Raw genomic sequence first — 24,249 nt, 5'->3', positions numbered from 1 at the left:
AGGTGAGTCATGAATCTTTTTAATCGAGGTGCCTCTCCGCGTCGCTCTGCCACGCTCGTCGAACCGCAACGGCCCGACGGGCCACCCGATTTCCCCCAGGGCGGCCCCTCGGAACCGGACCTGAGAACCCTGACCGGGAACTGGGTCATCGACCCCGCGCACAGCCGGATCGGCTTCTCCGTCCGGCACGCCATGGTCACGACCGTGCGGGGCGCCTTCACGGACTACCGGAGCCGCCTCTTCTTCGACGGCCGCGACCCGTCCCGCTCGGGGGCCGAGATCATCCTGTCCACCGCCAGCGTCGACACGGGCGTGGACCAGCGCGACAGCCATGTGTCCGGCCGTGACTTCCTGGACTCCGGCACCTATCCGCACATGCGCTTCCTCAGCACCGCCGTGAAACTGGCGGCCCCCGACGTCTACCGGATGACCGGCGACCTCACCATCAAGGACATGACGCGTCCCGTCGTCCTCGAACTCACCTACATCGGCTATGTCACCGACCCGTTCGGCTACGAGCGCGTCGGCTTCGACGGCACCACCACCATCAACCGCTCCGAGTGGGGCCTGACCTACAACACCAGGCTGGCCGAGGGCGGCGCCATGGTGAGCGACAAGGTCCGCCTCCAGCTCGACATCGCGGCCATCCGCACCACCCCGCAGCCCGGCTGACCACCGCAGAACACTCCTGTGCGGCTCCTCGATGCCTGGGTGCGCGCCTGCCGGGTACCTGGGTTGTGGACATGCAGGTACGGACCGCAGGAACGGGAGTGATTCGGTGGGGGTCAAGGCAATGGGCTGGGCGCATTCGTTTCCGGTGTCGGGCGGTGTGCGCGCCGGACGGGAGTGGACACGCGAGCATCTGGAGTCCCTGCCGTGGACCGCGGACGAGCCGGACACGGTGGACGCCGTCGTGCTGACGGTCTCCGAGCTGCTCACCAACGCCCACATCCACGCGCGCAGTGACGCGCATCTGGTACTCACCTGGGACGGCGACTGCCTCCATGTGAGCGTCCACGACGAGGACCCGACGTTGCCGCGGCAGCGGGACCCGGAGGCCGGTGAGGTGTCCGGCCGCGGGGTGGGGATCGTACGGATGCTCGCCGACGAGTGGGAGATGCGCTGCCAGCGGCACGGCAAGGTCGTGACGGCCTGCTTCCGCCCGGCCGGCGCCGACTCGGGGGACGAGCATCTGTGGGGGGACCGTGCGGGGGGCGGCGGTTCGCGGGACGGCCGGGCGCGCGAGGACCGGGCGCGATAGGACCGCTGAGGTCCACTCGGACGCCTGACGCCTGACTCCTGACTCCTGCCTGACGCCTGGTGCCTGACCCTGGTGGCTGGTCCCTGACGCTCAGCCGCCCGCCGTCGGCCGTTGTCCGTCGTCCGCCGTCAGGCCTTGTGGGGCGCGAAAGCGCCTTCCGCTGTGAAGACCTGTGCCGCGAAGCGTTCGCCGATACGGCGATGGGTCGCCGCGTCCGGGTGGAGCTGGTCGGGCAGCGGCAGTTCGGCGAAGTCGGCCTCGCCGTAGAGGCGGAGCCCGTCGAGGTGATGGAGGTTCGGGTCCTCCTTCGACCGCTGGGCCACGATCCGGGCCAGCTCGTCCCGGATGACGCGCAGCGTCAGTTTCCCGGCCGCCGTTTCCGCCGGATCGCCCATGGCCACGAAGCGCAGTTGTCCCTCGCTCATATTGCCGAGGTCCGGAGCGCTCGGACCGGGTGTGTCCTCGTGGATGGGGCACAGGATCGGGGACACGACCAACAGCGGTGTGTCCGGGTGACCTTCGCGGATCGTGTCGAGGAAACCGTGGACGGCCGGGGTGAACGCGCGCAGGCGCATCGCGTCGGCGTTGACGACGTTGATGCCGATCTTGACGCTGATCAGGTCGGCGGGGGTGTCCCGGAGCGTGCGGGCGGTGAACGGGTCGAGCAGCGCGCTGCCGCCGAGGCCCAGGTTGATCAGCTCCACACCTCCGAGGGAGGCGGCGAGCGCGGGCCAGATGGTGGTCGGCCCCGCGGCGTCGGAGCCATGACTGATGGAGCTGCCGTGATGCAGCCACACCCTGCGCCCCCGGTCGGCCGCGGGCTCGACCGGGGCGTCGGTGCGCAGGGCGACCAGCTCGGTGGTCTCGTTGTGCGGCAGCCAGATCTCGATGTCCTTGGTGTCGCCGCCGCCGTTGTTGCCGTCGCTCCCGGGCAGGTCGGTGAAGCGGACGGTGCCCACCGGACCGGTCCGCAGTTCGGCGCTCCCCGTGGTCATGTCGATGGTCAGGGTGTTGCCGTCCCGCACACTGCCCCGGCCGGCCAGGACCCCGTCGACGAGCAGTTCGTACACGCCGTCCGGGCGGGGCGGGGCGCCCGTGTAGACCCGCTTCGTGGGCAGCGTGTCCAGTTCGACGGTGGTGGCCCGGGTGCGGAAAGCCAGCCGTACGCCGGACGGCTGGGACTCGGCCATGGCCAGCTGGCCGTCGGCGTACTGGGCGCGGACCCAGGCGGGCAGCCGGTGCGGCAGCACGCCGTGCTCGGTGCGTTCCAGGTCGAGGGCGCCTCGGAGGAGGTCCGCGGTGATGGGTGTGGTGATCCAGCCGGCTGAGCTGTCAGTTGTGCCGTCGGTGGTGGTGGCTGAAGTGTTCTCGTTGGGCATGGCTTCGACCTTGTCGATTCTGGGGGGGGAGGGCTTGCCGGGCGGAGCTACTGCTGGGCGGGCCAGTTCCGCAGGAGGGCGTCGAGGGCGTCGAGGATGCTGGTCCAGGACTCCTGGGAATCGGGAGCGCTGTGGCTGAAGCCGCCGCTCAGCTCCAGGCTGACGTAACCGTGGAAGACGCTGCCCAGGAGGCGGACCGCGTGGGTCTGGTCCGGTTCCGTGAGGTCGTAGCCGCGCAGGATGGCCCGGGTCATCTGCGAGTGCCTGCTGCCGGCGCTGGCGGCTGCTGCCTCGGGGGTGAGCTTGAGCTGGGCAGCGGCGTACCGGCCGGGGTGCTCTCCCGCGTAGTCGCGGTAGACGTTCGCCAGGGCGATCAGGGCGTCCTTGCCCGCGCGGCCCGCCAGGGCGGTTGCGCCGCGGTCGGCGAGCTCCTCCAGGGCGAGGAGGGCGATGCCTGTCTTGAGGTCCTGGGAGCTCTTCAGGTGCGAGTAGAGGCTCGCGACCTTCACGTCGAATCTTCTGGCCAGGGCGGAGACGGTTACCTGGTCGAAGCCGGACTCGTCTGCGAGGTCTGCGCCTGCTTGGATCAGGCGCTTGGTCGTCAGGCCTGCGCGGGCCATGGGGGTCCTCCTGTTTGTAGGGTTCGATTATGCATTTGCCTAAAGGGTTTAGGCAAATGGGCGAACCCTGCAGGTGCCTCCGGCGGGGGTGATGTCGGGTGCGGGGCGGTGGGGGCTGGTCGCGCAGTTCCCCGCGCCCCTGAAGGACCGGGCCGGGCGTCGCGTCCCCGTGCGGCTCAGAGCCAAAAGACTGCGCCGTTCCCCGCGCCCCCGAAAGGCAAAAGGCTGCGCCGTTCCCCGCGCCCCCGAACGACAGAAGATTGCGCCGTTCCCCGCGGCCCTTGTGTGTGGGGGCGGGCCCCGGTGTGTCAGTGGGGGATCGTGTCGATCAGGTCTCGGGCGCCCTGGCGTAGGAGGGCTACCGCCACCGATGTGCCGAGCGTGGCGGGGTCCAGGCGGCCGGCCCACTCGTGGGCGTTGAGCTGGGTCTTGCCGTCCGGGGTGAACACGCAAGCGCGCAGGGACAGTTCGCCGCGCGGCTCGGCCGTGGCGTAACCGGCGATCGGCGAGTTGCAGTGGCCCTGGAGGACGTGCAGGAACATGCGTTCCGCGGTGGCCTCGCGATGGGTGGCCGGATCGCCGAGCGCACTGACGGCGTCGATGACCGTGGTGTCGCCCTCGCGGCACTGCAGGGCGAGGATGCCCGCGCCGATCGGCGGCATCATCGTCTCGGGGGAGAGGATCTCGGTGATCACATCGGTGCGTTCGATGCGCTCAAGGCCCGAGACCGCGAGCAGCAGCGCGTCCGCCTCACCCGCGGCGAGCTTCGCCAGGCGCCGGTTCGCGTTGCCCCGGAACGGCACGCACTGCAGGTGGGGGCGGGAGGCGGCCAGCTGCGCGACGCGGCGTACGGAGGAGGTCCCGATCCGGGTGCCGGGCGGCAGCTCGTCGAGGGTGAGTCCGCCCGGGTGGATGAGCGCGTCCCGGATGTCGTCCCGCTTGAGGAACGCGGCGAACATCGTGCCCGCCGGAAGCGGCCGGTCGGCGGGCACGTCCTTGACGCAGTGCACCGCCAGATCGGCCTCGCCGGCCAGCAGCGCGGCGTCGACCTCCTTGGTGAACGCTCCCTTGCCCTCGACCTGGGAGAGGTCCCCCATCCACTTGTCGCCGGTCGTCTTCACGGGGACGACCTCGGTACGCGTTCCGGGATGGAGCGCGGCCAGTTCGGCCCGTACGCGCGCCACCTGCGCCAGGGCCATGGGCGAGTCGCGGGAGACGATGCGGATCAACTCGGGAGCGTGCATACGCCCCACGATAGACCGTGCGGCACACGCGAACTGCGCCTTGCCCGCACGGGCTCAGCGGCTGGGATGGTCCGGGTCGTCCTCAGCCGACGGCAGGATGTTGGAGCCCTCCGCCCAGTGGTTGACCCAGCCGCAGTAAGAACACGCGTACCGGTTGTTGAGCCCGCTCACCTTGGCACCGCACTGGCGGCAGTCCGTCGTGGTGATCTCCGCGCCGGGCGAGGAGGCCGTGACGGCGTCACCTGGCCCGGATTCCGGCGCCCGCTCCTGCGTCATGCAGGCAGCGTACCCGTGGGTCCCGGATCCACCGGAAGGGTCGTCGCACCGGGCAGCGCGGGAGGCGTCGTACCGGGCCGGACACCGGGCAGGGGTGGCCAGGACTGGAAGGTCCTGACCACCCCTGTCTCCTCCCCGTCACGGGAGAGCCCGGCCGCCGGCCGCCGTCCCCGAAGGGCGGCCGGCTGGGGAAGGTCCGTCAGCTGGTGGGCATCAGGACCGTGTCGATGATGTAGACGTTGGCGTTGGCGGTCTTCACGTTGCCGCAGACGACCTTCGCGGAGTCGTTGACCTTGTAGGACTCGCCCGAACCGGAGGTCGTCAGCTTCGACTTCTCCAGCGTCGGGAAGGAGCCGTTCTCCAGGTCCTTCGGCGCGAGCTTCTGACCCACGACGTGGTACGTGAGGATCTTCGTCAGCGTGGCCTTGTCGGCGAGGACCTTGTCCAGGTCGGCCTTCGGGATCTTCGCGAAGGCGTCGTTGGTCGGCGCGAACACCGTGATGTCCTTGGCGTTGTTCAGGGTGTCGACCAGACCGGCCTTCTTCACGGCGGTGACCAGGGTGGACAGGGCCGGGTTGTTGGAGGCGGCCGTGGCGACCGGGTCCTGGGCCATGCCGTCGAACGAACCGGAACCGCTCTTCGGCACCGAGGCACAGCCCGGACCGAACGGCTCGTCCTTCGTCGCGGTGTCGCCCGAGCCGGCCATGCCGTCGTCGGACTCGGTGGCGGAGGCCGACGCCTTGCTGGAGGAGTCCGACTTGGCGGAGTCGCTGCCGCTGTCGGAGCAGGCGCTGAGGGACAGCGGGAGAACGGTGGCCGCGGCCACGATCACGGCGATACGGCTGATGCGAGTGTTCATGGTGTTTCTCCTATGAGTTGACACAGCCGTGGCTGCGTTCATTCGGGGGTCGGACATGTGGTTCGGGGTGTGGGGATGGGGGGAGTTGGTCTGTGGTGTCACTCGACGGTCACCACGACCGAGTGCCGGCCGCTCGCGCCGTCGGGGACGGTTCCGGTGCGCTTCTCGGTCTGCACCGTGCCGGTGCGGTCCGTGGCCCGGACGGTGAGGGTGTGGCCGCCCTCGGTGGCCCGCCAGTCGTAGGACCACTGACGCCAGGTGTCGCGGGAGTCCTCGGCGGCGAGCCGGGCCTCCTGCCAGGGGCCGTCGTCGACCCGGACCTCGACCTTGTCGATGCCGCGGTGCTGTGCCCAGGCGACCCCCGCGACCATGACCGAACCGGCCTTGGGGCGGGCGAACGGCTTGGGGGTGTCGATCCGGGACTGGGTCTTGATGGGTGCCTGCCGCGCCCAGTCCCGCTTGACCCAGTAGGCGTCGTAGTCGTCGAACGAGGTGAGTTCGATGTCCTGAATCCACTTGCAGGCCGAGACGTAGCCGAACAGGCCGGGCACCAGCATCCGGACCGGGAAGCCGTGGACGAAGGGGAGCGGTTCCCCGTTCATTCCGACCGCGAGGAGTGCGTCCCGGCCGTCCATGACGTCCTCGACCGGGCTGCCGATGGTCATGCCGTCGACGGACCGGGCCACCAGCTGGTCGGCGCGGCCACCCTTGGAGGGCGGTTTCACCCCGCACTCGGCCAGCAGGTCGGCGAGCCGTACGCCGATCCAGCGGGCGTTGCCCACGTAAGGGCCGCCGACCTCGTTAGACACGCAGGTGAGCGTGATGTCGCGCTCGATCAGTTCGCGCCGCAGCAGGTCGTCGAAGGTGAGGGTGACCGGTCGGGTGACCCCCTTGCCGTGGATCCGCAGCTTCCAGGTGGTCGCGTCGACCTTGGGCACCACCAGAGCGGTGTCCACGCGGTAGAAGTCCTTGTTCGGGGTGGTGAAGGGACTCACGTCACGGATCCGCAGCTGCGCGCCCTTGGGAATCGCGTCCGCGGGGGAGGCCGGGGCGGGCAGTACGACGTCCGCCCGTGAAGCCGCCGCTTCCCGGCTCTTCGAGCCGCTCAGGGCGCGGCCCAGCAGTCCGGTACCGGCGGACGCGGCGGCGGCAGCGGTCGCCAGGATGACGAAGCCCCGGCGGTCCCAGCCCTCGCCCCGGGACGAGTCGTCCCGCGCCGATCCGGTGTCATCAGGTGCCTGGCCCCGGATCTGGAGCCTGCCGATCAGGAAGTACAGCAGTGCCGCCGCGACCACCGCGCCCACCACGGAGGGCAAGGCGTCGGTGAGCCCGGTCGAGTCGGGCCGGCTGAGCGCCGCCGCCGCCCCGACCACACCGAAAAGCAGAACTCCGGCGGCACCGGTTCGCCGGTACCGCAGGGCGAATACACCCAGGGCGATCGCGAACAGCACCAGTGCGGCAAGAATCCCGAGTTGCAGGACCAGTTTGTCGTTGGTACCGAAATTGCGGATCGCCCAGTCCTTCACGGGCGTGGGAGTGCGGTCGATCGCCGCACCCCCGACCGCGATGACGGGACCGGCCTGCGGACGCACCCCCGCGGCCACCAGTTCGGCGACGGCGAGCGCGGCGAAACCGGCCAGCAGGCCGCTGAGCGCACCGAGCGCCGGCCGCACCAGGCTGCGGGTAATTCGCGTTTGCTTCTTGTCGTCCGTCACGTGGGGAATCCGGTCCTGATTGCTGCGCGGATTGGTCGATCACCCGATCCGGGGCACTTCTTTTTCAGACCAATCCGCGGGCCCTGCGGCTACGGATTAAGCAATTTCAGGTCTACGGATTTCCGCTGTTGTATAACCGGATCATGATCTATCACGTAGTGCCGCTCGGTGAGTGGAGCGCCCGCCCCGAGGCGCCGTACGAGCCCGCTTCCCTCGCCCAGGACGGCTTCATCCACTGCGCTCCCGACGAGGAGACCGCGCTGGCCGTCGTGAACGCCTTCTACCGGGCCTCGCCCAGGCCACTGCTCGCGCTGGTCCTCGACGAGGCGCGGCTCACCGCACGGCTGGAGTTCGAAGCGGCGGACCCCACCCCGCCGCCCGGCGTCGGCGCGGACGTCCTGTTCCCCCATCTGTTCGGGCCCCTGAACCGGGACGCCGTCGAGCGCGTCCTGGAGATCGGGTGGGACCCCGACGGCCGGGCGGCGGGCCTTCAGCCCTGGGAGCCGCGCGAGCGCTCGTAGTGCCGCCGCACCCGCTCACGGTTGCCGCAGTCGCCGGTCCGGCACCACTGCCGGGTGTGGCTGCGGCTGCGGTCGAGGAAGAACCACCCGCAGCCCGGCCCCTGGCATCTCCGGAGCCGGGCCGGCGGTCCGGACAGCAGCTCCGTCGCCTCCAGCGCCAGGAGCCGTACGGCGTCCATGGGTGCCGTGACGTCCAGCTCGGGGCGCAGGGGCAGGGCCGACGCGAACTCCGCCCGCCGCCAGGCGTCCAGGAAGAAGCCGCGCAGCACGGCCAGGTCCTCGCGACGGGGCGGGCGCCCGTCCACCGAGGAGTCGAGCAGGCGGTGCAGCGCCGTTCTCAACCGCCGAGCCGCCCGCAGCGCGTCCGCGGCGGAGTCCGGGTCCTCCGCGGCAGCGGCGAGGAGCGCGTCGGTCCGGCCGGCCGACAGCAGTCCACTCGCGCCCGCCCAGGTGAGCAGCGCCGCGGGATCGGCCACGCGGTCGGCCGTACGCCGTTCGTCGAGCCGCCACGCGATCGTGTTGGCGAAGTCCAGCACGACGTGACCGCCGATCAGTGTCGACGCGGTCGTTTCCATGCTCGGCATTCTAATGCCCATAGCTGCTGATGACTGTTAGCCTCAACATATGGACCGGTCACCTCCGCAAGCCGATGACTCCACACCGACACCGACACCAACGGCGACGGCATCGGCATCGGCCCAGGGAGCGGCCGGTGCGTCCCGTCGGCAGGGCTTCGTCGCGGGCGTCAAGGTGGGTACGGGCCTGGCCGCGGCCGGTTTCGTCCTGGCCGTCACCTTCGGAGCGTTCGCCCGCACGGAGGGCTGGGGAGTCCTCGCCCCCATCGTCTGCTCCCTCGTCGTGTTCTCCGGGTCCGCGCAGTTCGCCCTCGCCACCGCTCTGGCGGGCGGCGGGGGAGTGCCGACGGCCGTCGCCGCGGCCGCGCTGATCAACGGCCGCTTCCTTCCGATGGGCGTGGCCGTCGCCAAGGACCTGCGCGGCGGCCGTATCCGCCGGGCACTGGAGGGTCAGGCCGTCGTGGACGGTTCCTGGGTGGCCGCCCATCTGGGCGGTGGCAGGTTCGACCGCTACAAACTGTTCGGCGCCACCGTCGTGCAGTGGCCCGCCTGGGTGGCGGGCACTGCCCTGGGCGTCGTCGTGGCCCCACCGGAGAACCTGGTGGAGTCGCTCGGCCTCGATCTCGTCTTCCCGGCCTTCTTCCTGCTGCTCCTGCTGGACGAACTGCGAGGCTCACGGGCGGCGCGCGGGGCGGCGGCGCTGGGCGCGTGCCTCGCCGCCGCGCTGGTCGTCTGGGTACCGGTCGGCCTCGCGCTGCTGGGGGCGAGCGCGGCGGCCCTCCTCGGACTGCGCAAGGGACTCATACCGCGCGACACGAGACGCGACACGAAGCGCGACACGAAAGAGGCGAGCTGATGGTGAACCAGGCGCATCTGTGGTGGGCCATCATCTGCGTGGCGCTGATCAGTTTCGCGTTCAAGGCGGTGGGGCCCGCGGTCCTCGCGGACCGGCAGCTGCCCGCGGCGGCGCGCGGAGTCATCGCGCTCCTCGCACCGGTGCTGCTCGCCGGACTTCTCGTCGTCGACATGGGGGGCCCGCGGTGGACGGCGCTGAACGGACCGCTGCTGATCGGTCTCGCCACGGTGGCGGCCGTACGGCTGTCGCGGGCACCGATGCTGCTCGCGATCCTCGCCGGGACGACCGTCACGGCGCTCATCAGGCTGGTGTGGGGCTGACGGACCGCCCCGACCGTGCAACGCTCCCCGTGTCAAAGCCTGTCGACGTCCATATATCGACACCTGTCGACACCTGCCGACATCTATCGAGACCTATCGACCCCACGGAGCCGCCGGCATGTCCGCACCGATCATCCCGCTCTCGCTCGGCACCTGGCCCACCCCGGTGGAGCCGATGCCCCGGCTGGCCGCCGCACTCGGTCTCGGGCGCGACGACCTGTTCATCAAGAGGGACGACCTCACGGGACTCGGTGGCGGCGGCAACAAGATCCGCAAGCTGGAGTGGACGGTCGCCGAAGCACTCGCGAACGACGCCGACACGCTCGTCACCACCGGTGCTCCGCAGAGCAACCACGCCCGCCTCACCGCCGCTGCGGCCGCCCGCCTCGGCCTGCGCGCCGTGCTGGTGTTCCCGGGCGAACAGGGGTCGGCCCGGTCCGGCAACCTCGTACTGGACGCCTTCCTCGGTGCCGAGATCGTCTTCAGCGGTGTGACGGGACAGGAGGCGCTGGCGGACGCCGCCGCGGGGGTCTGCGACCGGCTGCGTTCGGAGGGGGCACGCCCGGCGCTGCTCCCGTTCGGCGGTTCGAGCGTGCTGTCGGCCCGCGGTTACGTGCGCTGCGCCGAGGAGTTGACGGCCCAGGTGCCCGGTCTGCGTACCGTCGTCGTCGCCCTGGGGTCGGGGGCCACGATGGCCGGGCTCGTCGCGAGCCTGGGCGCGGAGCGCACCCTCGGCGTCGACGTGGGGGCCGTTGACGACGCCCGCCGCAGGGTCGAGTCGTTCGCCGTCCCGCACGCCCCGGACGTCCGCGCCGACGCTCTGCGCATCGACCGCGGCCACATCGGCGCCGGCTACGCGAGCCTCGGCAAGAGCGTCGAGGAGGCGATGACACTGAGCGCCCGACTGGAGGGCGTCGTCCTCGACCCCACGTACACCGGGCGCGCGATGGCGGGACTCGTCGCGGCGGCCCGGCGGGGCGAGATCGTCCCGGGTGACCGGACCGTCTTCCTCCATACCGGCGGCCTGCCCGGGCTGTTCGGACACACGGAAGCGCTGGCGTTCGCCGAAGACCTGCACAGGAACGGCTGATTCAGGAACGGCTCAGGATCGGCCGATTCAGGAACGGACGATTCAGGAACGGACGATTCAGGATCGGCCGATTACGGGGTGGCTTGTCCCGAGTCGTGTTTCGTTCGGCGGATTGTGTCTACCGGTACTACATGGTCCAGTCGATGCGAGAGACAGAACGAAAGTACGAGGTCCCTTCACCCGCGGACACCTCCTGGCTGCCCGAGTTGGAGCGCGTGGCCGGTGTCGCGGCCGTCGTCGACCGCAGCCCCGAGGAGCTGGACGCGGTCTACTACGACACCGACGATCTCCGTCTGTCCGGCTCCTCGGCCGTGCTGCGCCGCAGGACCGGTGGCGCCGACGCCGGGTGGCATCTCAAGCTGCCGCTGTCGGGTGACAGCCGCGAGGAGATCCGCTCGGCCCTCACCGACACCGTCCCGGACGCCCTGCTCGACCTGACCAGGTCCCGCACCCGCGGGGCGGAGCTGACCCCGGTGGTCCGTATCCGCTCAACGCGCGAGATCCGCCACCTCGTTGACGCCGACGGCACGACGCGTGCCGAACTGTGCGTCGACTCGGTCCGCGCGGAGTCCCTGCGCGCGGACGGCAGGCACGCCGCGTGGAACGAGCTGGAGGTCGAGCTGGCCGAGGACGCCGACCCGGCGCTCCTCGACGCCGTGGAGAAGAAGCTGCGCAAGAAGGGGATCGCACGGGCGCACTCCCCGTCCAAGCTGGTCCGGGCGCTGGACGAGACCGTGACCACCACGGCCGCCGCACCCCACGGACCCGACGGGTCCGCCGGCCCGGACGACGATCAGGCGGGCGCGCAGGTCCTCGCGTACGTACGGGAGCAGGTCCGTGCCCTGACGGCCCTCGACCCGGCCGTGCGGCGCAACCGGCCGGACTCGGTGCACAAGATGCGCGTCGCCTGCCGTCGTCTGCGCAGCTGTCTGCGGTCCTACCGTTCCGTACTCGACCGTGAGGTCACCGACGCGGTCCGCGGCGAGCTGAAGTGGCTGGCCGGTGAGCTGGGCGCCGAGCGCGACCAGGAAGTACTGATGGAGCGGCTCAGCGGGGAGATCGAGGCGCTGCCGGAGGAACTGGTCCTCGGCCCCGTCGCCGCACGGCTGCAGGTGTGGAACGTCGTCGACAGCACGGAGTCCCATCTGCGCACCCTCGACGCGCTGGGCTCGCGACGCTACCTCGACCTGCTCGACTCCCTCGCCGTGCTGTCGGCGCACCCGCCGCTGCGGGCCAAGGCCGCCAAGGACGCCGAGAAGGTCATGGCCAAGGCCGTCCTCAAGGAGTACGGACGACTGGCAGCGCGCATGACCGAAGCCCTGGAGCTGTCGCCCGGTCCCGAGCGCGATGTGGCCCTCCACGAGGCGCGCAAGGCGGCGAAGAAGGTGCGCTACGCGACCGAGGTGGCCCGTCCGGCCCTCGGGAAACCGGCCAAGAGCCTGGGCAAGCGGGTCAAGGCCGTGCAGAAGGTGCTCGGCGACCACCAGGACAGCGTGGTGGCCCGGGACGCCCTCAGGGATCTCGCCGTCGCCGCCCAGACCGCGGGCGAGGCCGGCTTCACCTGGGGCCTGCTGTACGGCACCGAGCAGGCCCGCGCGGAGAACCGGGAGCGGGAGCTGCCCGGGGTCTGGGAACTGGCTTCGGATCCCGGCCCGCGCGAGAGGATCGGCCGGTAGGAAACCCCGACAGGGGAATCCTCCGGCAGCCCCCGCACCGCAACGAGCCCATGCCGCAACGGGCCCGCGTCGCAACGAGCCCGCGTCACTAAGAGCCCGCGCTCCCGCAGGTATCGGAGTCCCCGGAGGTACCGGAATCCCCGGACAGCAGGGCGTCCAGATCGTCCACGAACAGGTCCGGGTCGAACAGCAGGTCCTCGGCCTCGGGCGCCGGGTCCGCGTCGCCGTCCGGGCCGAGCAGTTCCTGCTCGGTCCAGATGCATTTGCCCGTCCGTGTGTACCGCACGCCCCAGCGCTCGGCGAGCGCCGTGACCAGTTGCAGTCCGCGCCCTCCCTCGTCGCTCTCGGACGCGCGCCGGATACGCGGCATCGTCAGGCTGCCGTCGAAGACCTCACAGATCAGCTCGGCGCCGTACAGCAGCCGTAGCCGCACCGGGCCCTTGGCATGGCGTACGACATTGCCCACCAGCTCGCTGACCAGCAGTTCCGTGGTCGGTACGAGGTCGTCCAGGCCCCAGTCGGCCAGTTGCCCGCGGACATGGCGACGGGCCTGGCCGGCTGCCTTCGGGTCCTTGGGGAGCGGCCAGGCCGCCATCCTGTCCTCGGGCAGCGCGTGCAGACGGGCGACGAGGAACGCCGCGTCGTCGGCCGCCTGCTGTTCGCCCGGCAGCAGTTGGGCCGTCAGGGTGTCGCAGAGGCGCTCCAGATCCCTGTCGGTGCCGTCCTCGTGGGTGGTGTGCAGCAGCCGGGCCAGGTCGGCCATCCCCGCGTCGATGTCCCGCTTCGCCGACTCGACCAGGCCGTCGGTGTAGAGCACCAGCAGACTGCCCTCGGGCACCGTGATCTCGACCGTCTCGAACGGCGGCTTCGCCGCGCCCAGCGGCGGATCGGCGGCGGGCTCCGGAAAGTGGACGCTGCCGTCGGGGTGCACGAGCGCCGGCGGCGGATGGCCCGCACGGGCGATGGAACAGGTCCGGGTGGTGGAGTCGTAGAGCGCGTACAGACAGGTGGCGTACGACTCCTCGTTCATACCGCCGACGATGTCGTTGAGGTGGCTCATGATCTCGTCGGGGGGCAGTTCGAGGTCGGCCAGGGTGTGCACGGCGGTGCGCAGCCGGCCCATGGTGGCGGCCTCGGGCAGGCCGTGTCCCATGACGTCGCCGACGACGAGGGCGACCTGGCCGCCGGAGAGCGGGATGATGTCGTACCAGTCGCCGCCCACGTCCATGCCCTGGCCCGCGGGGAGATAACGGGCGGCGGCCGTGCACGCGGCCAGTTCGGGCAGCCCCTGGGGGAGCAGGCTGCGCTGGAGTTCGCGGGACCGGGCGTGTTCGGCGTCGTACAGCCGGGCCCGTTCGAGGGCCTGGGCGACGAGGGCGCTGATCGTGGTCAGCAGGGTGCGTTCCTCGTCGGTGAGCAGCCGCGGCCGGTCGAAGGAGACGACGCAGACGCCGAACGTGTGCCCGGACGCGGCCAGTGGCAGGAACGCCCAGGCCTGTTTGCCGGCCCGGGCGGGCATGTCGACGCGGGTCGGCGAGTGCGCGGCGAACTCCTCCGAGGAGGACAGGAACAGCGGTGTGCCGGACATGATCGGTTCCCAGGCCGGGTCGCCCGGTCCCCGGGGGCGGCGGTCGAGCAGGGCCAGGAACTCGTCCGGGTAGCCGACGGATCCGACGTGGTGCAGCCGGTCGCCCTCGACGACCTGCATCAGCAGTCCGGTGGCGTCGAACGGCGGCAGTACGCGCCGGGCGACCGCCTCCACCACGTCCTGTGTGGTCGTCGCCTTGGCGAGCTCCGTGGTCAGCTCGGCGATCCGGGCCGCCCGCTCGGCGGTGGCGAGTTCGGCCGCCCGGCGTTCCTCGGCCTGGCGCCGCTTGTCGGTCACGTCGGTGAAGTAGAGGGTGCGGCCGTCGGGGCCGGGAACGAGCCGCAGGTGGTAGAGGGTCCCGGAGCCGGGCGTACGGACGTCGAAGCCGACGGGCATCTCCTGGGCCGCGGCCTGTCGGCAGCGCTCCTCAAGGCCGGGGATCCGCCGGGCCGAGGGGAGGTCCCACAGGACGCGCCCGAACAGCTCCTCCTCGGAGAAGCCCAGGGTGCGTTCGGCCTCCAGGTTGGCGAAGGTGATCCGCCACCGCTCGTCCACGGACAGGAAACCGTCGCTCATATGGCGCAGGGCGCGGCTGAGGGCGTCCCGGGCGCTGCGGGACTCGTCGCTCTCCCAGCCCACGCCGATCATCCGCAGGGCCTCGCCCCCGTCGTCGTACGTGGCCCTGCCGCGGGCCCGGGTCCAGCCGTACGAGCCGTCCGGCCGCCGCACCCGGTACTCGGCCTCGAACACGGTGTGATCGCGGATCGCCCGCTGCGCCGCCGCCAAGGTGGGGGCGAGGTCGTCGGGGTGGACGACCCGCATCCAGTTCTCGATCCGCCCGGTGAAGTCGGCGGGCCCGGTGCCGTACAGCTCCAGGGCCGCCTCGTCCCAGATCAGCTCACCGCTGCGGATGTCCCAGTCCCACGAACCGACGCTGACTTCCTTGAGCGCCTGCCGCAGACGTTCGCCGTGCAGTTCGGTGTGGACGGGCCCGGACGGCATCGGTGCCTGGAGGATGCGCTCCTCGGCCCAGCCGACGACGGCCCGCAGGAAGTCCCACTGCTCGGGGGTGGGTTCGCCCCGGTCGCCGGTCAGCAGGGTGAGCGCGCCGATGCGGCGGCTCTCGCTGGACACCGGCAGGGCGGCCAGACCGGACCCGGGCCGCAAGGTGTCGCCGGAGTCCGGCGGGACCCATACGCCGTTGCCCCGGTGGAGTGCCAGCGCCGGGGCGGACGGCCCCTCCTGGTCGACGATCTCCCAGGAGCGGGTGAGGGCGGACGGCAGGCCGACCGCCGACACCAGTCTCAGGGCGGACATGGGCCCGCGCAGGTGGATCGCGCCACCCAGCGCGCCCAGCTCTCCCATCGCGTGCTGGAGCGCCAGCCGGAAGACCTCGCTTTCCGTGGCACCGGGGGCCACCGTGCCGAGAAGATCCAGCCGTGCGTTCATATTGCGAACCTTAACGCTCTGGCCCCGCCTGAAACCTTGCTTCGCAGGACCCTTACGCTCAGTTTGGGGAGCTCAGCCGATGACCCGGCCCAGTTCGATCCGGTCGATGTCCGGCGCCCAGGCGCTCGCGTTCGCGAAGGTCACCTTGTTGGGGCCCTTTCTCAGGTCCACGGGGACACTCAGCGTCCAGTAGTCGTGCCACCCCTAGGTGTTCTTGAAGGTGGCCCTGACGGGTGCGGCGGCGCCCACCGTGATGTCGGCCGTACGGGACATGATGTCCGTGTTGTAGGCGTGCCCGTTGTCGCGCCGGTCGTTGTGCGCGTAGTGCACGACCAGGACATGGCGACCGGCCTTGGCCGCGTCCACCGTGAACTCGGCAGTGCTGGAAGCGCTGTTGCCGAGGTCGCCGATGTACGAACCGGCGGAGGCGTACACGGAGTCGACGAGCCTGGCCCCGCCCGCCAGGGTCGCCGAGGCATCCTCGTAGGAGAGCGTGCCGGCGGTCGAACCGGCGCCGGAGACGTCGAGCGAGCGGACGGCGGCGTGATCGGCCGTGGCCCGGACGCGGTTGTTGCCCGCCACGAGATACAGCCGCGGCGGCTGTCCGGGCGCCGCCGTCACCGTCTCCCCGTGCAGACCGAGCCGCACCGCCGCCGAGGCCTGCGGGACCACCGTGCTGTACCCGTCGCGGGGCGCGTAGACATCGAAGACGGCCTGGTCGCCCGCGCGCAGGACCAGGTCGCCCGTGCCGACACCGGCGGAGGAGGAATAGTCGAAGGACGGCTTCCCGCCGAGGTCCGCCGGCGTGGCCTCGTACGAGCCGGTCCACGGGACGACGGCGGGGGCCGGGGTGCCCGAGCCGCCCGGGGTCAGGACGATCCGGCAGGCGGACATCTTGTGCAGGCCGCGCAGCGGGACGGTCACCGAGCCGTCGGCCGCCACCTGGACCTTCGTCCGTGCGAGGACGCGCGGCGCCGTGTGCTGACCCTCGTAACCGGACCAGGCCGCCTCGGCGACCGGGGCCGGCGTCCGGCGCCGGCGCTCCCCTCCACCTCGTCGAGCTCACCGCCCTCGGTCACGGAAGCGGGTGGTCCGGGCCGCGCTTCACCGGCACCGCCCTCGGTACGCGTCTGCGCCACCGCGCGCACACCATCGAGGAACGCGACGGCTGGACCCGCCTGACCGTCGAACTGCACGACCCGGACACCGGGTCGACCGCCTTCGTCGAGCTGTCCTCGCCCCTCGGCCTGCCCGTGCTCCGCTCCCGCGTCCGGCTGCGCAACGACGGTCCCGGGCCCCTCGTCGTGCAATCCGTCAGCAGCCTGCTGCTCGGCGCGCTCCCGCCGCCCGGCCGGCTCGACGTCCACCGCGCCCGCAACGACTGGCTGGCGGAGTGCCGTTGGTACGCGGAACCGTTGAGAGACGCCGTGGCCGACATCAGCGTCGACGCCCACCAGCACGACAGCCGGGCCGCGCTCTCCCTGACCGGGCGCGGCAGTTGGTCCAGCGGCGGCCACCTGCCGATGGGTGTCCTCACCGAACGCGACGGCGACCGGGCCTGGTTGTGGCAGGTGGAGTCCCCGGCGGGCCGGCGGTGGGACCTGGGCGAGCGCGACCACGGTACGTGTCTGGCGCTGAACGGGCCCACGGACGCGGAGCACCAGTGGCGGGCCCGGCTGGAACCCGGCACCGGGCTCACCACCGTGCCGGGAGTTCTGGCCCTCGGGCACGGGGCGGGCTCGGGGGCCGGCCCCGTGGGTGGCTCCGGGGCCGAGTCCGGGTCGGGGACCGGCTCCGGGGGTGTGCCCGGCACCGGGTCCGGGTTCGGGTCCGGACGGAGAAGTTGCTCCCGCTGATCGTCGCGGCGGCCTCGGCCGGATCGGAGTACTTCTGCATCGACTCCGGCTGGTACGACGACAGCACGGAGGGCTGGTGGGACAGCGTCGGCGAGTGGCTGCCCTCGTCGCGCCGCTTCCCCGACGGCGGGATCCACGCCGTCCTGGACCGCATCCGCGAGCGCGGCATGGTGCCCGGCCCATGGCTGGAGCCCGAGGTCGTGGGGGTACGCAGTCCGGTCGCGTCCGAGCTTCCCCCGGAGGCCTTCTTCCAGCGGGACGGCGTGCGCCTGGTGGAACAGGGCCACCACCAGCTGGATCTGCGGCACCCGGCCGCGCGGGCCCACCTCGACAGGACGGTCGACCGGATCGTCGGCGACTGAGGGGTGGGCTACCTCAAGCTGGACTACAACATCCTGGTCGACCCCGGCACGTGCGGGCCCGATGACCTCGCACCCGGCGCGGGGCTGCTGGGCCACGCCCACGCGTACCTCGACTGGTTCACCGAGGTGCTCGAACGCCACCCCGGCCTGGTGATCGAGAACTGCGCCTCCGGCGGGATGCGGATGGACGGCGCCACCCTGGCCGTCACCCAGCTCCAGTCCACCAGCGACCAGCAGGACCCGCTGCGCTGCCCGCCGATCGCCGCCGCCGCGCCCACGGCGGTCCCGCCCGAACAGGGTGCCGTCTGGGCCTACCCGCAGCCCGCCTTCGACGACGGCCTCATCGCCTTCACCCTGGGCGGGGCACTGCTCGGCCGCGTCCATCTCTCGGGCCACCTGGACCTGATGTCGGAACACCAACTCGGGCTCGTACGGGCCGCGGTGGCTGTCTACAAGACCATCCGCGGAGACCTGTCCGAGGCCCTGCCGTTCTGGCCGCTCGGTCTGCCGGGGTGGACGGACGAGTGGACGGCCGTGGGCATGCGGGTGCGCGGTGACCGAACGGCGTCGTACGTGTCTGTCTGGCGACGCGGCGGAGAGGGCGCGGACCGTGGGGAGGACGGGGTTCTGGTTCCGGTCGAGCACCTGGCGGGCACGGGCCGGGAGGTGACCGTGGAGATCCTCCATCCGTCGCCGTCGCCGTCGCCGTCGCCGTCGCCGTCGCCGTCGTCGCTCTCGGCCTCGTCGGTCCCCGCCGGTGCCGCCGGTGCCGCCGGTTCCGTCGGTGTCGGTTCCGTTGGTTCGGCGATCTGGGACGGAGGGGGAAGGGGAGTGCGGGTCACGCTGCCGCGTACGCCCGGTGTGCTGCTGACCCGCCTCACGGCGACCCCGTAGTCAGCGGGTCGGGCCCTCGGTGGAATGGGGGAATACATCCACCGGGTGCCCGGTTGTACCGCTCGTGAATGACATGGCCCCATCAATCGAGGTGGGTGCCGGGGGTGTGAAAGGAGGCGTTCATGGCTGCCAGAGGTACGCGTCCGGTGGTGACGTTGAAGTCCACGGCCGGAACCGGTGCGACCTATGTGACGCGGAAGAGCCGTCTGAACGACCCTGACCGACTGGTCCTGCGTAAGTACGACCGGGTGGCGGGGGAGCACGTTCTCTTCCGCGAGGAGCGATGAACCAGGCCGCTGCCCTTCGGGGTACGGCTGTAAGGAAGGAAACCCCATGAAGCTCGGTATTCATCCCGTGTCCCGCCCGGTCGTCTTCCGTGACCGCGCCTCGGACGCCACGTTCCTCACCCGCTCGACCGCGCCCTCGACGGCGACGATCGAGTGGCAGGACGGCAACACCTATCCGCTGATCGACGTGGAGGTCTCGTCGGCCAGCCACCCCTTCTACACGGGAACCGCGCGGGTCGTCGACAGCGCGGGCCGGGTGGAGCGGTTCGAGCGGCGGTACGGCCGTACGGCGTCGGCGAACTGACGAGTCGACGACCCGACAGTCCGATGAGTCGGTGAACTGGCAAGTCGATGACTCGATGAGTCGCTGAACCGACGAGTCGATGACGACCTGTCGGAGTTCTCGCGGAAGGAGAACGCAGTCATGAAGGTGCGCAAGTCGTTGCGTTCGCTGAAGTCCAAGCCCGGAGCGCAGGTGGTGCGCCGACGGGGTGTGGTCTTCGTGATCAACAAGAAGGAGCCGCGTTTCAAGGCCCGTCAGGGCTGACGCGGCGCGGCACACCGCAGGGCCCGGCCCCCGGACAGGGGAGCCGGGCCCTGTCCGCGTCACGGTCGTGCCGGCGCCTCGGTCGCCGGTCGAACGCGGCCGGATTGACGGATTGGCAGCCGTCCTCGCTGGGCAGGGAGCCAGGGAATGTCATGTCATGTGCACGACTACCTTCCCCCCACAAGGAGGTCGACCATGCACGTCCGTAAGCTGACCGGTGGACTCGCCGCCGCCCTGGCGGTCACCTTTTCCCTGCTGAGTGGCCAGGCCGTGGCCGCCCCGGCCCCGGCCCCGGTCGCGGACCACCTGGTCGCCGCCCGGGTCGTGACCTACGACGCGAGCGGTTCCGCGGAGTTCAGGACCGCGGTGGACCGAGGCGCCGCGATCTGGAACGAAAGCGTCGACGCCGTCGAACTGCAGCCCGTCGCGTCCGGACAGCGCGCCAACATCCGGGTCCTGGCGGACAACGGCTGGCCCCGCGCGCTGACCACCTCGCTGGGCAACGGGACCGTCTACATCGGACGGCAGGCGGTGGATCAGGGCTACAACACGATCCGCATCTCCGCCCACGAGCTGGGGCACATCCTCGGTCTGCCGGACCGCAAGCCCGGCCCGTGCACCAGCCTGATGTCCGGTTCCAGCGCGGGAGTCGCGTGCACGAACCCGTACCCGAACGCGGCCGAGAAGTCCGAGGTCGAGGGCAACTTCGGCGGTGAGCTGGCGCGGACGGCCGGAGCGGTACCGGTCGGCGTCATGATCGTGGACTGACTCGACATCGCGGACCGACTCGACGCGCACCGGGTCACCGGACACGAGGAACGTCCGACCGAGAAGCGTCGGCCTCGCGAGGGGCGACGGACCGAGGAACGTCGGGCTCGCGAGGAGCGTCGGACTCACGAAGGGCGACGGACTGAGGAACGTCGGGCAGGGACAGCCGTACGCCCCGGAGCGGATGCCGCGCACCGGGCCGGGGCGTACGGGCCCGGTGCGAAGTCCCGGTCGGCCCGAGCACGCCGGTCAGCGGGTGTCGACGTCGGCGTGGGTGTCGGCGAGCAGCCCGATCCGGGCCGTGATGTGTTTGCCGACCGGCTCTCTTCGGACCTCGAAGCCCTCGCAGATGGCCATGACGATCTCCAGGCCGTGCTGGCCCACCCGTCCGGGGTCCGCCGCCCTGGCCACCGGCAGTACCGGATCGCTGTCCCAGACGGCCACCTCAAGCAGGCCGCCGACGATCCGCAGAGCGAGCAGGACCGGCCCCGGCGCGTACTTCAGGGCGTTGGTGACCAGCTCGCTCACCACCAGCTGGGTCAGGTCCATCGCCCGGGCCGTGACCGGCACGCCGTGTTCGGCCTGGGCCTGTGACAGGAAGTCGGCCGCGAGATGACGGGCCTCGGCGATGCAGAGCGAATCGCCTTCCAGAGCAACAGTGGTCTCCATACGGCCACGCTGCGGTGCCATACGGCCTCCGCCCTTGATCAACGATTCCATGCAGTCCGACCTCCCCCGGTGCTCGCCCGCATGTACCCCCTCTTTCGCAACCTACGCATCCGCTGTCGGCGAAATTCCAGCCGGTGTCCATGCCGCGTCCGTACGCCTCGTCCACACGCCGGGTCCACGCGCCGGGTTCAAACGGTGAAGCAGAGGTGGAGTTACGGGGGAGCAGCGCGGAGGTGCGGGGAAGCAACGGTGAAACACCGGTGGGAGTAAGCCCGGGGAGTGCGGGTAGTGGCCCCATGTCGCGGGAAAGCGGGACGTGGAGCCTGGGGAGGTCACACGTCCCGCTTTCCCGCCGTTTTCGTGTGCCCGAACTCCGCCGGAGATTTTTCACGAGACGCCCGCGGAACAGGACGCGGCAGCACATCGGCCCTCGGCGATTCCACCAATTGCGGATCCTTTGAACGCGGGACATGGCCCTCTGCGTATTCCTGGTGACCGGGAGCGAGGCTTCAGCGAGGGATGGGCGCATGGGCAACGCGGGTGCCGCTGCAAATGAGTTGGTCGCCGGAAGGTATCGGCTCCAGGAGGTCGTCCACCACGAAGTGGGCTGCGTCTGCTGGTACGGGGAGGACATCGAGTACGCCCGCCCGCGGCTGCTGACACAGACGCAGCTGCCGCCCGATCCGGGGGAGGACCGGGCCGGGCCGGCCGTCGCCCGGATCAGACACGCGTCCGAGGTGATGGGACTGCGGTGTCCGGGCGCGGTGGCGAGCGTCATCGATGTCGTCGAGGAGTACGGCAGCCTTTGGACGGTCGTCGAGTGGATCGACGGCATGCCCCTGGGGGAGTTCCTGGACCAGCACGGGCCGCTCGACCATGCGGCAGCCGCGCGTATCGGGCTCGACGTCCTCGGCGTGCTGGAGGCCGCGCACGGCGCGGGCCTGGTGCACGGTGAGCTGAGCCTCGGCCAGGTGTTCGTGCGCGACCACGGCGGCGTGGTCGTCTCCGGGTACGGACTGGCGGGCGCCGGCCCCGGGGCACGGATCGGCGCACCGGCGTACGCGTCCCCGGAGCAGGCCCGCGGCGAGGCCTACGGTTCGCCTGCCGACCTGTGGGCGCTGGGCGCGCTGCTCCACACGATGACCGAGGGGCGCCCGCCCTTCCGGGACCGCGGCCAGCCCGAGGCGACCCTCAAGGCGATCGTGAGGCTGCCGCTGCGCAGCCCTCGGCACGCCGGCCCGCTCGCCCGGACCATGCAGGGACTGCTCCGCAAGGACTCCCGCGAACGGCTCACCGGGCCCGTGGTCCGCGACGCCCTCGTCCGCATCGTGAACGACGACCCGGCCGCCGCGGAAGGGTCGCTTCCGCAGTCGCGGGCCTCGGCCCACGGCGTGCTGGGCCTGGCCCGGGGAAGAAAGAACCTCGGCCGTGCGGCGCTCATCGGGACCGCGGTCGCCGCTGTAGTCGCCGTGACCATGACCGCTCTCGCCGCGACCGGCGACGGATCGGGCGACGACGTCTCGGCGACCGACGCGACGGCCTCGCGCCCCGGCCCCGTACTCCCGACAGGCGACGAGGACGGAGCGGGTACGCCGTCGTCCGGCACCGCGTCCCCCACGACCTCCCCCTCGCCCTCCGCGTCCTCGCCCCCCTCTCCTTCCTCCTCCCCACCTTCCCCCTCTTCTTCGTCCTCTTCTTCGTCCTCGTCCTCGGGGAAGCTTCCGGCGGGCTTCCGTGTGTTCACGGCGTCGGAGGGCTTCGCCGTGGCCCTCCCCAAGGGCTGGCAGCGACTCAGCACGAACCGCGCCGAGGACGACTCGTACCGGGTGGTCTTCGGCGCGGACGGCGACCCGCGGGAACTGGCCGTCACCTACAGCACGCGCGTCGGCTCCGACCCGGTGGCCGTGTGGCGGGACACCGTGGAGCCCTCGCTGCGAAAGGAGTCCGGTTACGACAGGCTGGGCGCGATCCGCGCGACGACGTACCAGGGCCGCGAGGCCGCGGACATGGAATGGGTCGACGAGTCGGAGGGCACGCGGGTGCGTACCTTCGGCCGTGGGTTCCTCATCGGGGGCGGCGAGGGCTTCTCGATCCGCTGGGCGGCACCGGCCGACGACTGGGAGGACGCGGCCAACCAGCAGGCACTCAAGGCTTTCCTCACGACCTTCCGAGGTCTGCCGGCCTGACGGGACTGACCGGTCAGCCCGGTGGCGATGCCGGGATGCCGCTGCTCGCTCCCTCCATGGACAGCGCGCTCGCCCCTAGGGATGGCGCCCAGGCCCCTCGGTGTGGGGAGACAAGGGGGTGGGGGAGAGGTCCGTCGGTTCCTCGTCGCTTTCCAGGAGGGTGTTGGCGGAACCGATGATGCGTGGATCGGCCGTGCCGACGGCCTTCTCGTCCTTCGCCGTGTAGTCGCAGAGCAGCAGCAGATGGCGCATGGCTTCGAGGCGGGCACGGCGTTTGTCGTTGCTCTTCACCACGGTCCATGGCGCGTACGGCGTGTCCGTCGCGCGGAACATGTCGACCTTCGCCTCCGTGTAGGCGTCCCACAGGTCGAGGGAGGCCAGATCGGTGGGGGACAGTTTCCACTGCCGGACGGGGTCGATCTGGCGGATGGCGAACCGGGTGCGCTGCTCGGCGCGCGACACCGAGAACCAGAACTTGACCAGCACGATGCCCTCGTCGGTGAGCATCTTCTCGAAGACGGGCGCCTGCGTGTGGAAGAGCCGGTACTCGGCCGGGGTGCAGAAACCCATCACGCGCTCGACCCCGGCCCGGTTGTACCAGGACCGGTCGAAGAAGACGATCTCGCCGGCCCCCGGGAGATGAGGGACGTAACGCTGGAAGTACCACTGCCCGGATTCCTTCTCGGTGGGCTTGTCCAGGGCCACCACATGGGCGCCGCGCGGGTTCAGGCGTTCGGTGAACCGCTTGATGGTGCCACCCTTGCCCGCCGCGTCACGCCCTTCGCACACCACGACGACCCGCCGGCCGGTGTCCCGCACCCACTTCTGCAGCTTGAGGAGTTCGATCTGCAGGATCCGCTTCTGCCGCTCGTAGGACTGGCGGCGCAGCTTCTTCTCGTACGGGTAGTTCTCACGCCAGGTGTCGAGGGGCTTGCCCTCGCCGTCCAGCAGGACGGGCTGTTCGGGTCGCTCCTCGTTCACCAGCAGCCCGGCCAGCAACTCCGCCTCGACGGACGATTCTTCTCCGCCGTCGGAGGCCGGCGCGTTCAGAGGATCAGCCACCTGTGGTCCCTTCGTAGCCTGGGCGGCAGCGCCCGCCGACGGACCGGCGGACGAGTCCCGCCTCCGTCAGAATGGCACGCGGCCGAGCGGCCGGCGCCGTTCGGAACGGTCAAGGCCGCCCGTCCCGTGTCCGTCCGACAAGTACCCCGAGGACGCGCTCCCTCACGGAAAGATCCCCGGCCGCGAGCC

22 protein-coding genes and 2 pseudogenes are annotated in these 24,249 nt (G+C 71.1%); 13 read left to right on the top strand and 11 right to left on the bottom strand.

Annotated elements, in window-relative coordinates; all coding sequences use genetic code 11:
- Nucleotides 1-9: 9 nt before the first annotated feature.
- A complete protein-coding gene (locus C6Y14_RS03820; RefSeq protein ID WP_107014967.1) occupies nt 10-672 on the top strand; it encodes a YceI family protein in 663 nt (220 codons plus the stop codon).
- 106 nt (nt 673-778) lie between these two features.
- Nucleotides 779-1,261 (top strand): ATP-binding protein, encoded by a 483-nt coding sequence (locus C6Y14_RS03815; protein ID WP_199854606.1) that lies wholly within the window; start codon nt 779-781, stop codon nt 1,259-1,261.
- 128 nt (nt 1,262-1,389) lie between these two features.
- Here C6Y14_RS03815 and C6Y14_RS03810 read toward each other — a convergent pair whose 3' ends face one another.
- The 6 genes from C6Y14_RS03810 to C6Y14_RS03785 form a co-directional block, all read right to left on the bottom strand.
- Nucleotides 1,390-2,640, bottom strand: a complete 1,251-nt coding sequence (locus C6Y14_RS03810) for a GDSL-type esterase/lipase family protein (protein WP_107014965.1) — start codon at nt 2,638-2,640, stop codon at nt 1,390-1,392.
- A gap of 47 nt (nt 2,641-2,687) precedes the next feature.
- Nucleotides 2,688-3,260 carry a TetR/AcrR family transcriptional regulator gene (locus C6Y14_RS03805; protein WP_107014964.1) on the bottom strand — a complete coding sequence of 191 codons (573 nt, stop codon included), beginning with the start codon at nt 3,258-3,260 and terminating at the stop codon, nt 2,688-2,690.
- Between the two features lie 308 nt (nt 3,261-3,568).
- Nucleotides 3,569-4,504: a hydroxymethylbilane synthase gene (gene hemC / locus C6Y14_RS03800; RefSeq protein WP_107014963.1), complete on the bottom strand. Its 936-nt coding sequence runs from the start codon at nt 4,502-4,504 to the stop codon at nt 3,569-3,571.
- 54 nt (nt 4,505-4,558) lie between these two features.
- Nucleotides 4,559-4,780, bottom strand: a complete 222-nt coding sequence (locus C6Y14_RS03795; RefSeq protein WP_107014962.1) for a hypothetical protein — start codon at nt 4,778-4,780, stop codon at nt 4,559-4,561.
- A 199-nt stretch (nt 4,781-4,979) separates the two neighbouring features.
- Nucleotides 4,980-5,639 carry a fasciclin domain-containing protein gene (locus C6Y14_RS03790; protein WP_107014961.1) on the bottom strand — a complete coding sequence of 220 codons (660 nt, stop codon included), beginning with the start codon at nt 5,637-5,639 and terminating at the stop codon, nt 4,980-4,982.
- Between the two features lie 98 nt (nt 5,640-5,737).
- Nucleotides 5,738-7,354: a sulfite oxidase gene (locus tag C6Y14_RS03785; protein ID WP_107014960.1), complete on the bottom strand. Its 1,617-nt coding sequence runs from the start codon at nt 7,352-7,354 to the stop codon at nt 5,738-5,740.
- Between the two features lie 143 nt (nt 7,355-7,497).
- Here C6Y14_RS03785 and C6Y14_RS03780 point away from each other — a divergent pair, with 143 nt between their 5' ends.
- On the top strand, nt 7,498-7,875 hold the full coding sequence (locus C6Y14_RS03780) for a DUF952 domain-containing protein (RefSeq protein ID WP_107014959.1): 378 nt from the start codon (nt 7,498-7,500) through the stop codon (nt 7,873-7,875).
- Here C6Y14_RS03780 and C6Y14_RS03775 read toward each other — a convergent pair.
- Nucleotides 7,845-8,450, bottom strand: a complete 606-nt coding sequence (locus C6Y14_RS03775; RefSeq protein ID WP_159074158.1) for a CGNR zinc finger domain-containing protein — start codon at nt 8,448-8,450, stop codon at nt 7,845-7,847. The genes C6Y14_RS03780 and C6Y14_RS03775 overlap by 31 nt on opposite strands.
- Before the next feature lie 49 nt (nt 8,451-8,499).
- Here C6Y14_RS03775 and C6Y14_RS03770 point away from each other — a divergent pair, with 49 nt between their 5' ends.
- The 4 genes from C6Y14_RS03770 to C6Y14_RS03755 all read left to right on the top strand — a co-directional run bounded on the left by C6Y14_RS03770 (nt 8,500) and on the right by C6Y14_RS03755 (nt 12,392).
- Entirely contained in the window at nt 8,500-9,306 is an 807-nt protein-coding gene (locus C6Y14_RS03770) for an AzlC family ABC transporter permease (RefSeq protein ID WP_107014957.1), read from the top strand.
- A complete protein-coding gene (locus C6Y14_RS03765; RefSeq protein ID WP_107014956.1) occupies nt 9,306-9,626 on the top strand; it encodes an AzlD domain-containing protein in 321 nt (106 codons plus the stop codon). Before C6Y14_RS03770 ends, C6Y14_RS03765 begins: the two co-directional genes overlap by 1 nt.
- A 118-nt stretch (nt 9,627-9,744) precedes the next feature.
- Complete coding sequence (locus C6Y14_RS03760; RefSeq protein WP_107014955.1) at nt 9,745-10,716, top strand: pyridoxal-phosphate dependent enzyme; 972 nt, start codon at nt 9,745-9,747, stop codon at nt 10,714-10,716.
- A gap of 131 nt (nt 10,717-10,847) precedes the next feature.
- Nucleotides 10,848-12,392, top strand: a complete 1,545-nt coding sequence (locus C6Y14_RS03755) for a CYTH and CHAD domain-containing protein (RefSeq protein ID WP_107014954.1) — start codon at nt 10,848-10,850, stop codon at nt 12,390-12,392.
- A gap of 88 nt (nt 12,393-12,480) precedes the next feature.
- Here C6Y14_RS03755 and C6Y14_RS03750 read toward each other — a convergent pair whose 3' ends face one another.
- Entirely contained in the window at nt 12,481-15,429 is a 2,949-nt protein-coding gene (locus C6Y14_RS03750; protein WP_107014953.1) for a SpoIIE family protein phosphatase, read from the bottom strand.
- Nucleotides 15,430-15,501: 72 nt separating this feature from the next.
- A pseudogene (locus C6Y14_RS03745) lies at nt 15,502-16,464 on the bottom strand (CBM35 domain-containing protein); the annotation flags it as partial.
- Between C6Y14_RS03745 and C6Y14_RS44440 the strand changes: the two are divergent.
- The 5 genes and pseudogenes from C6Y14_RS44440 to C6Y14_RS03715 all read left to right on the top strand — a co-directional run bounded on the left by C6Y14_RS44440 (nt 16,386) and on the right by C6Y14_RS03715 (nt 20,143).
- Nucleotides 16,386-18,541: pseudogene (locus tag C6Y14_RS44440) on the top strand (glycoside hydrolase family 36 protein). The pseudogenes C6Y14_RS03745 and C6Y14_RS44440 sit on opposite strands and share 79 nt — an antisense overlap.
- 122 nt (nt 18,542-18,663) lie before the next feature.
- Entirely contained in the window at nt 18,664-18,828 is a 165-nt protein-coding gene (gene rpmG / locus C6Y14_RS03730; RefSeq protein ID WP_107014951.1) for a 50S ribosomal protein L33, read from the top strand.
- Between the two features lie 46 nt (nt 18,829-18,874).
- Nucleotides 18,875-19,132: a type B 50S ribosomal protein L31 gene (locus C6Y14_RS03725; RefSeq protein WP_107014950.1), complete on the top strand. Its 258-nt coding sequence runs from the start codon at nt 18,875-18,877 to the stop codon at nt 19,130-19,132.
- Nucleotides 19,133-19,252: 120 nt separating this feature from the next.
- Nucleotides 19,253-19,375, top strand: coding sequence for a type B 50S ribosomal protein L36 (gene ykgO / locus C6Y14_RS03720; protein ID WP_107014949.1), 123 nt, complete (start codon nt 19,253-19,255; stop codon nt 19,373-19,375).
- A 195-nt stretch (nt 19,376-19,570) separates the two neighbouring features.
- The gene (locus C6Y14_RS03715; RefSeq protein WP_107014948.1) at nt 19,571-20,143 is read left to right on the top strand and encodes a snapalysin family zinc-dependent metalloprotease; all 573 of its coding nucleotides are present in this window, start codon (nt 19,571-19,573) and stop codon (nt 20,141-20,143) included.
- 249 nt (nt 20,144-20,392) lie between these two features.
- Here the strand turns inward: C6Y14_RS03715 and C6Y14_RS03710 are convergent, their stop codons facing one another.
- On the bottom strand, nt 20,393-20,863 hold the full coding sequence (locus tag C6Y14_RS03710) for an ATP-binding protein (protein WP_107014947.1): 471 nt from the start codon (nt 20,861-20,863) through the stop codon (nt 20,393-20,395).
- A gap of 476 nt (nt 20,864-21,339) precedes the next feature.
- On the opposite strand from C6Y14_RS03710, the gene C6Y14_RS03705 reads away from it, so the two are divergent.
- Nucleotides 21,340-22,998: a serine/threonine-protein kinase gene (locus C6Y14_RS03705; protein WP_107014946.1), complete on the top strand. Its 1,659-nt coding sequence runs from the start codon at nt 21,340-21,342 to the stop codon at nt 22,996-22,998.
- Nucleotides 22,999-23,073: 75 nt separating this feature from the next.
- On the opposite strand, the gene ppk2 is transcribed toward C6Y14_RS03705, so the two are convergent.
- The gene (gene ppk2, locus C6Y14_RS03700) at nt 23,074-23,997 is read right to left on the bottom strand and encodes a polyphosphate kinase 2 (protein WP_225890901.1); all 924 of its coding nucleotides are present in this window, start codon (nt 23,995-23,997) and stop codon (nt 23,074-23,076) included.
- Nucleotides 23,998-24,249 lie beyond the last annotated feature (252 nt).

The organism is Streptomyces dioscori, from assembly GCF_003024195.1.
GTDB classification, from domain to species: Bacteria; Actinomycetota; Actinomycetes; order Streptomycetales; family Streptomycetaceae; genus Streptomyces; species Streptomyces dioscori.
Note: the sequence above shows the minus strand (reverse complement) of the source record. Positions and strands in the feature narration are given on the sequence as shown.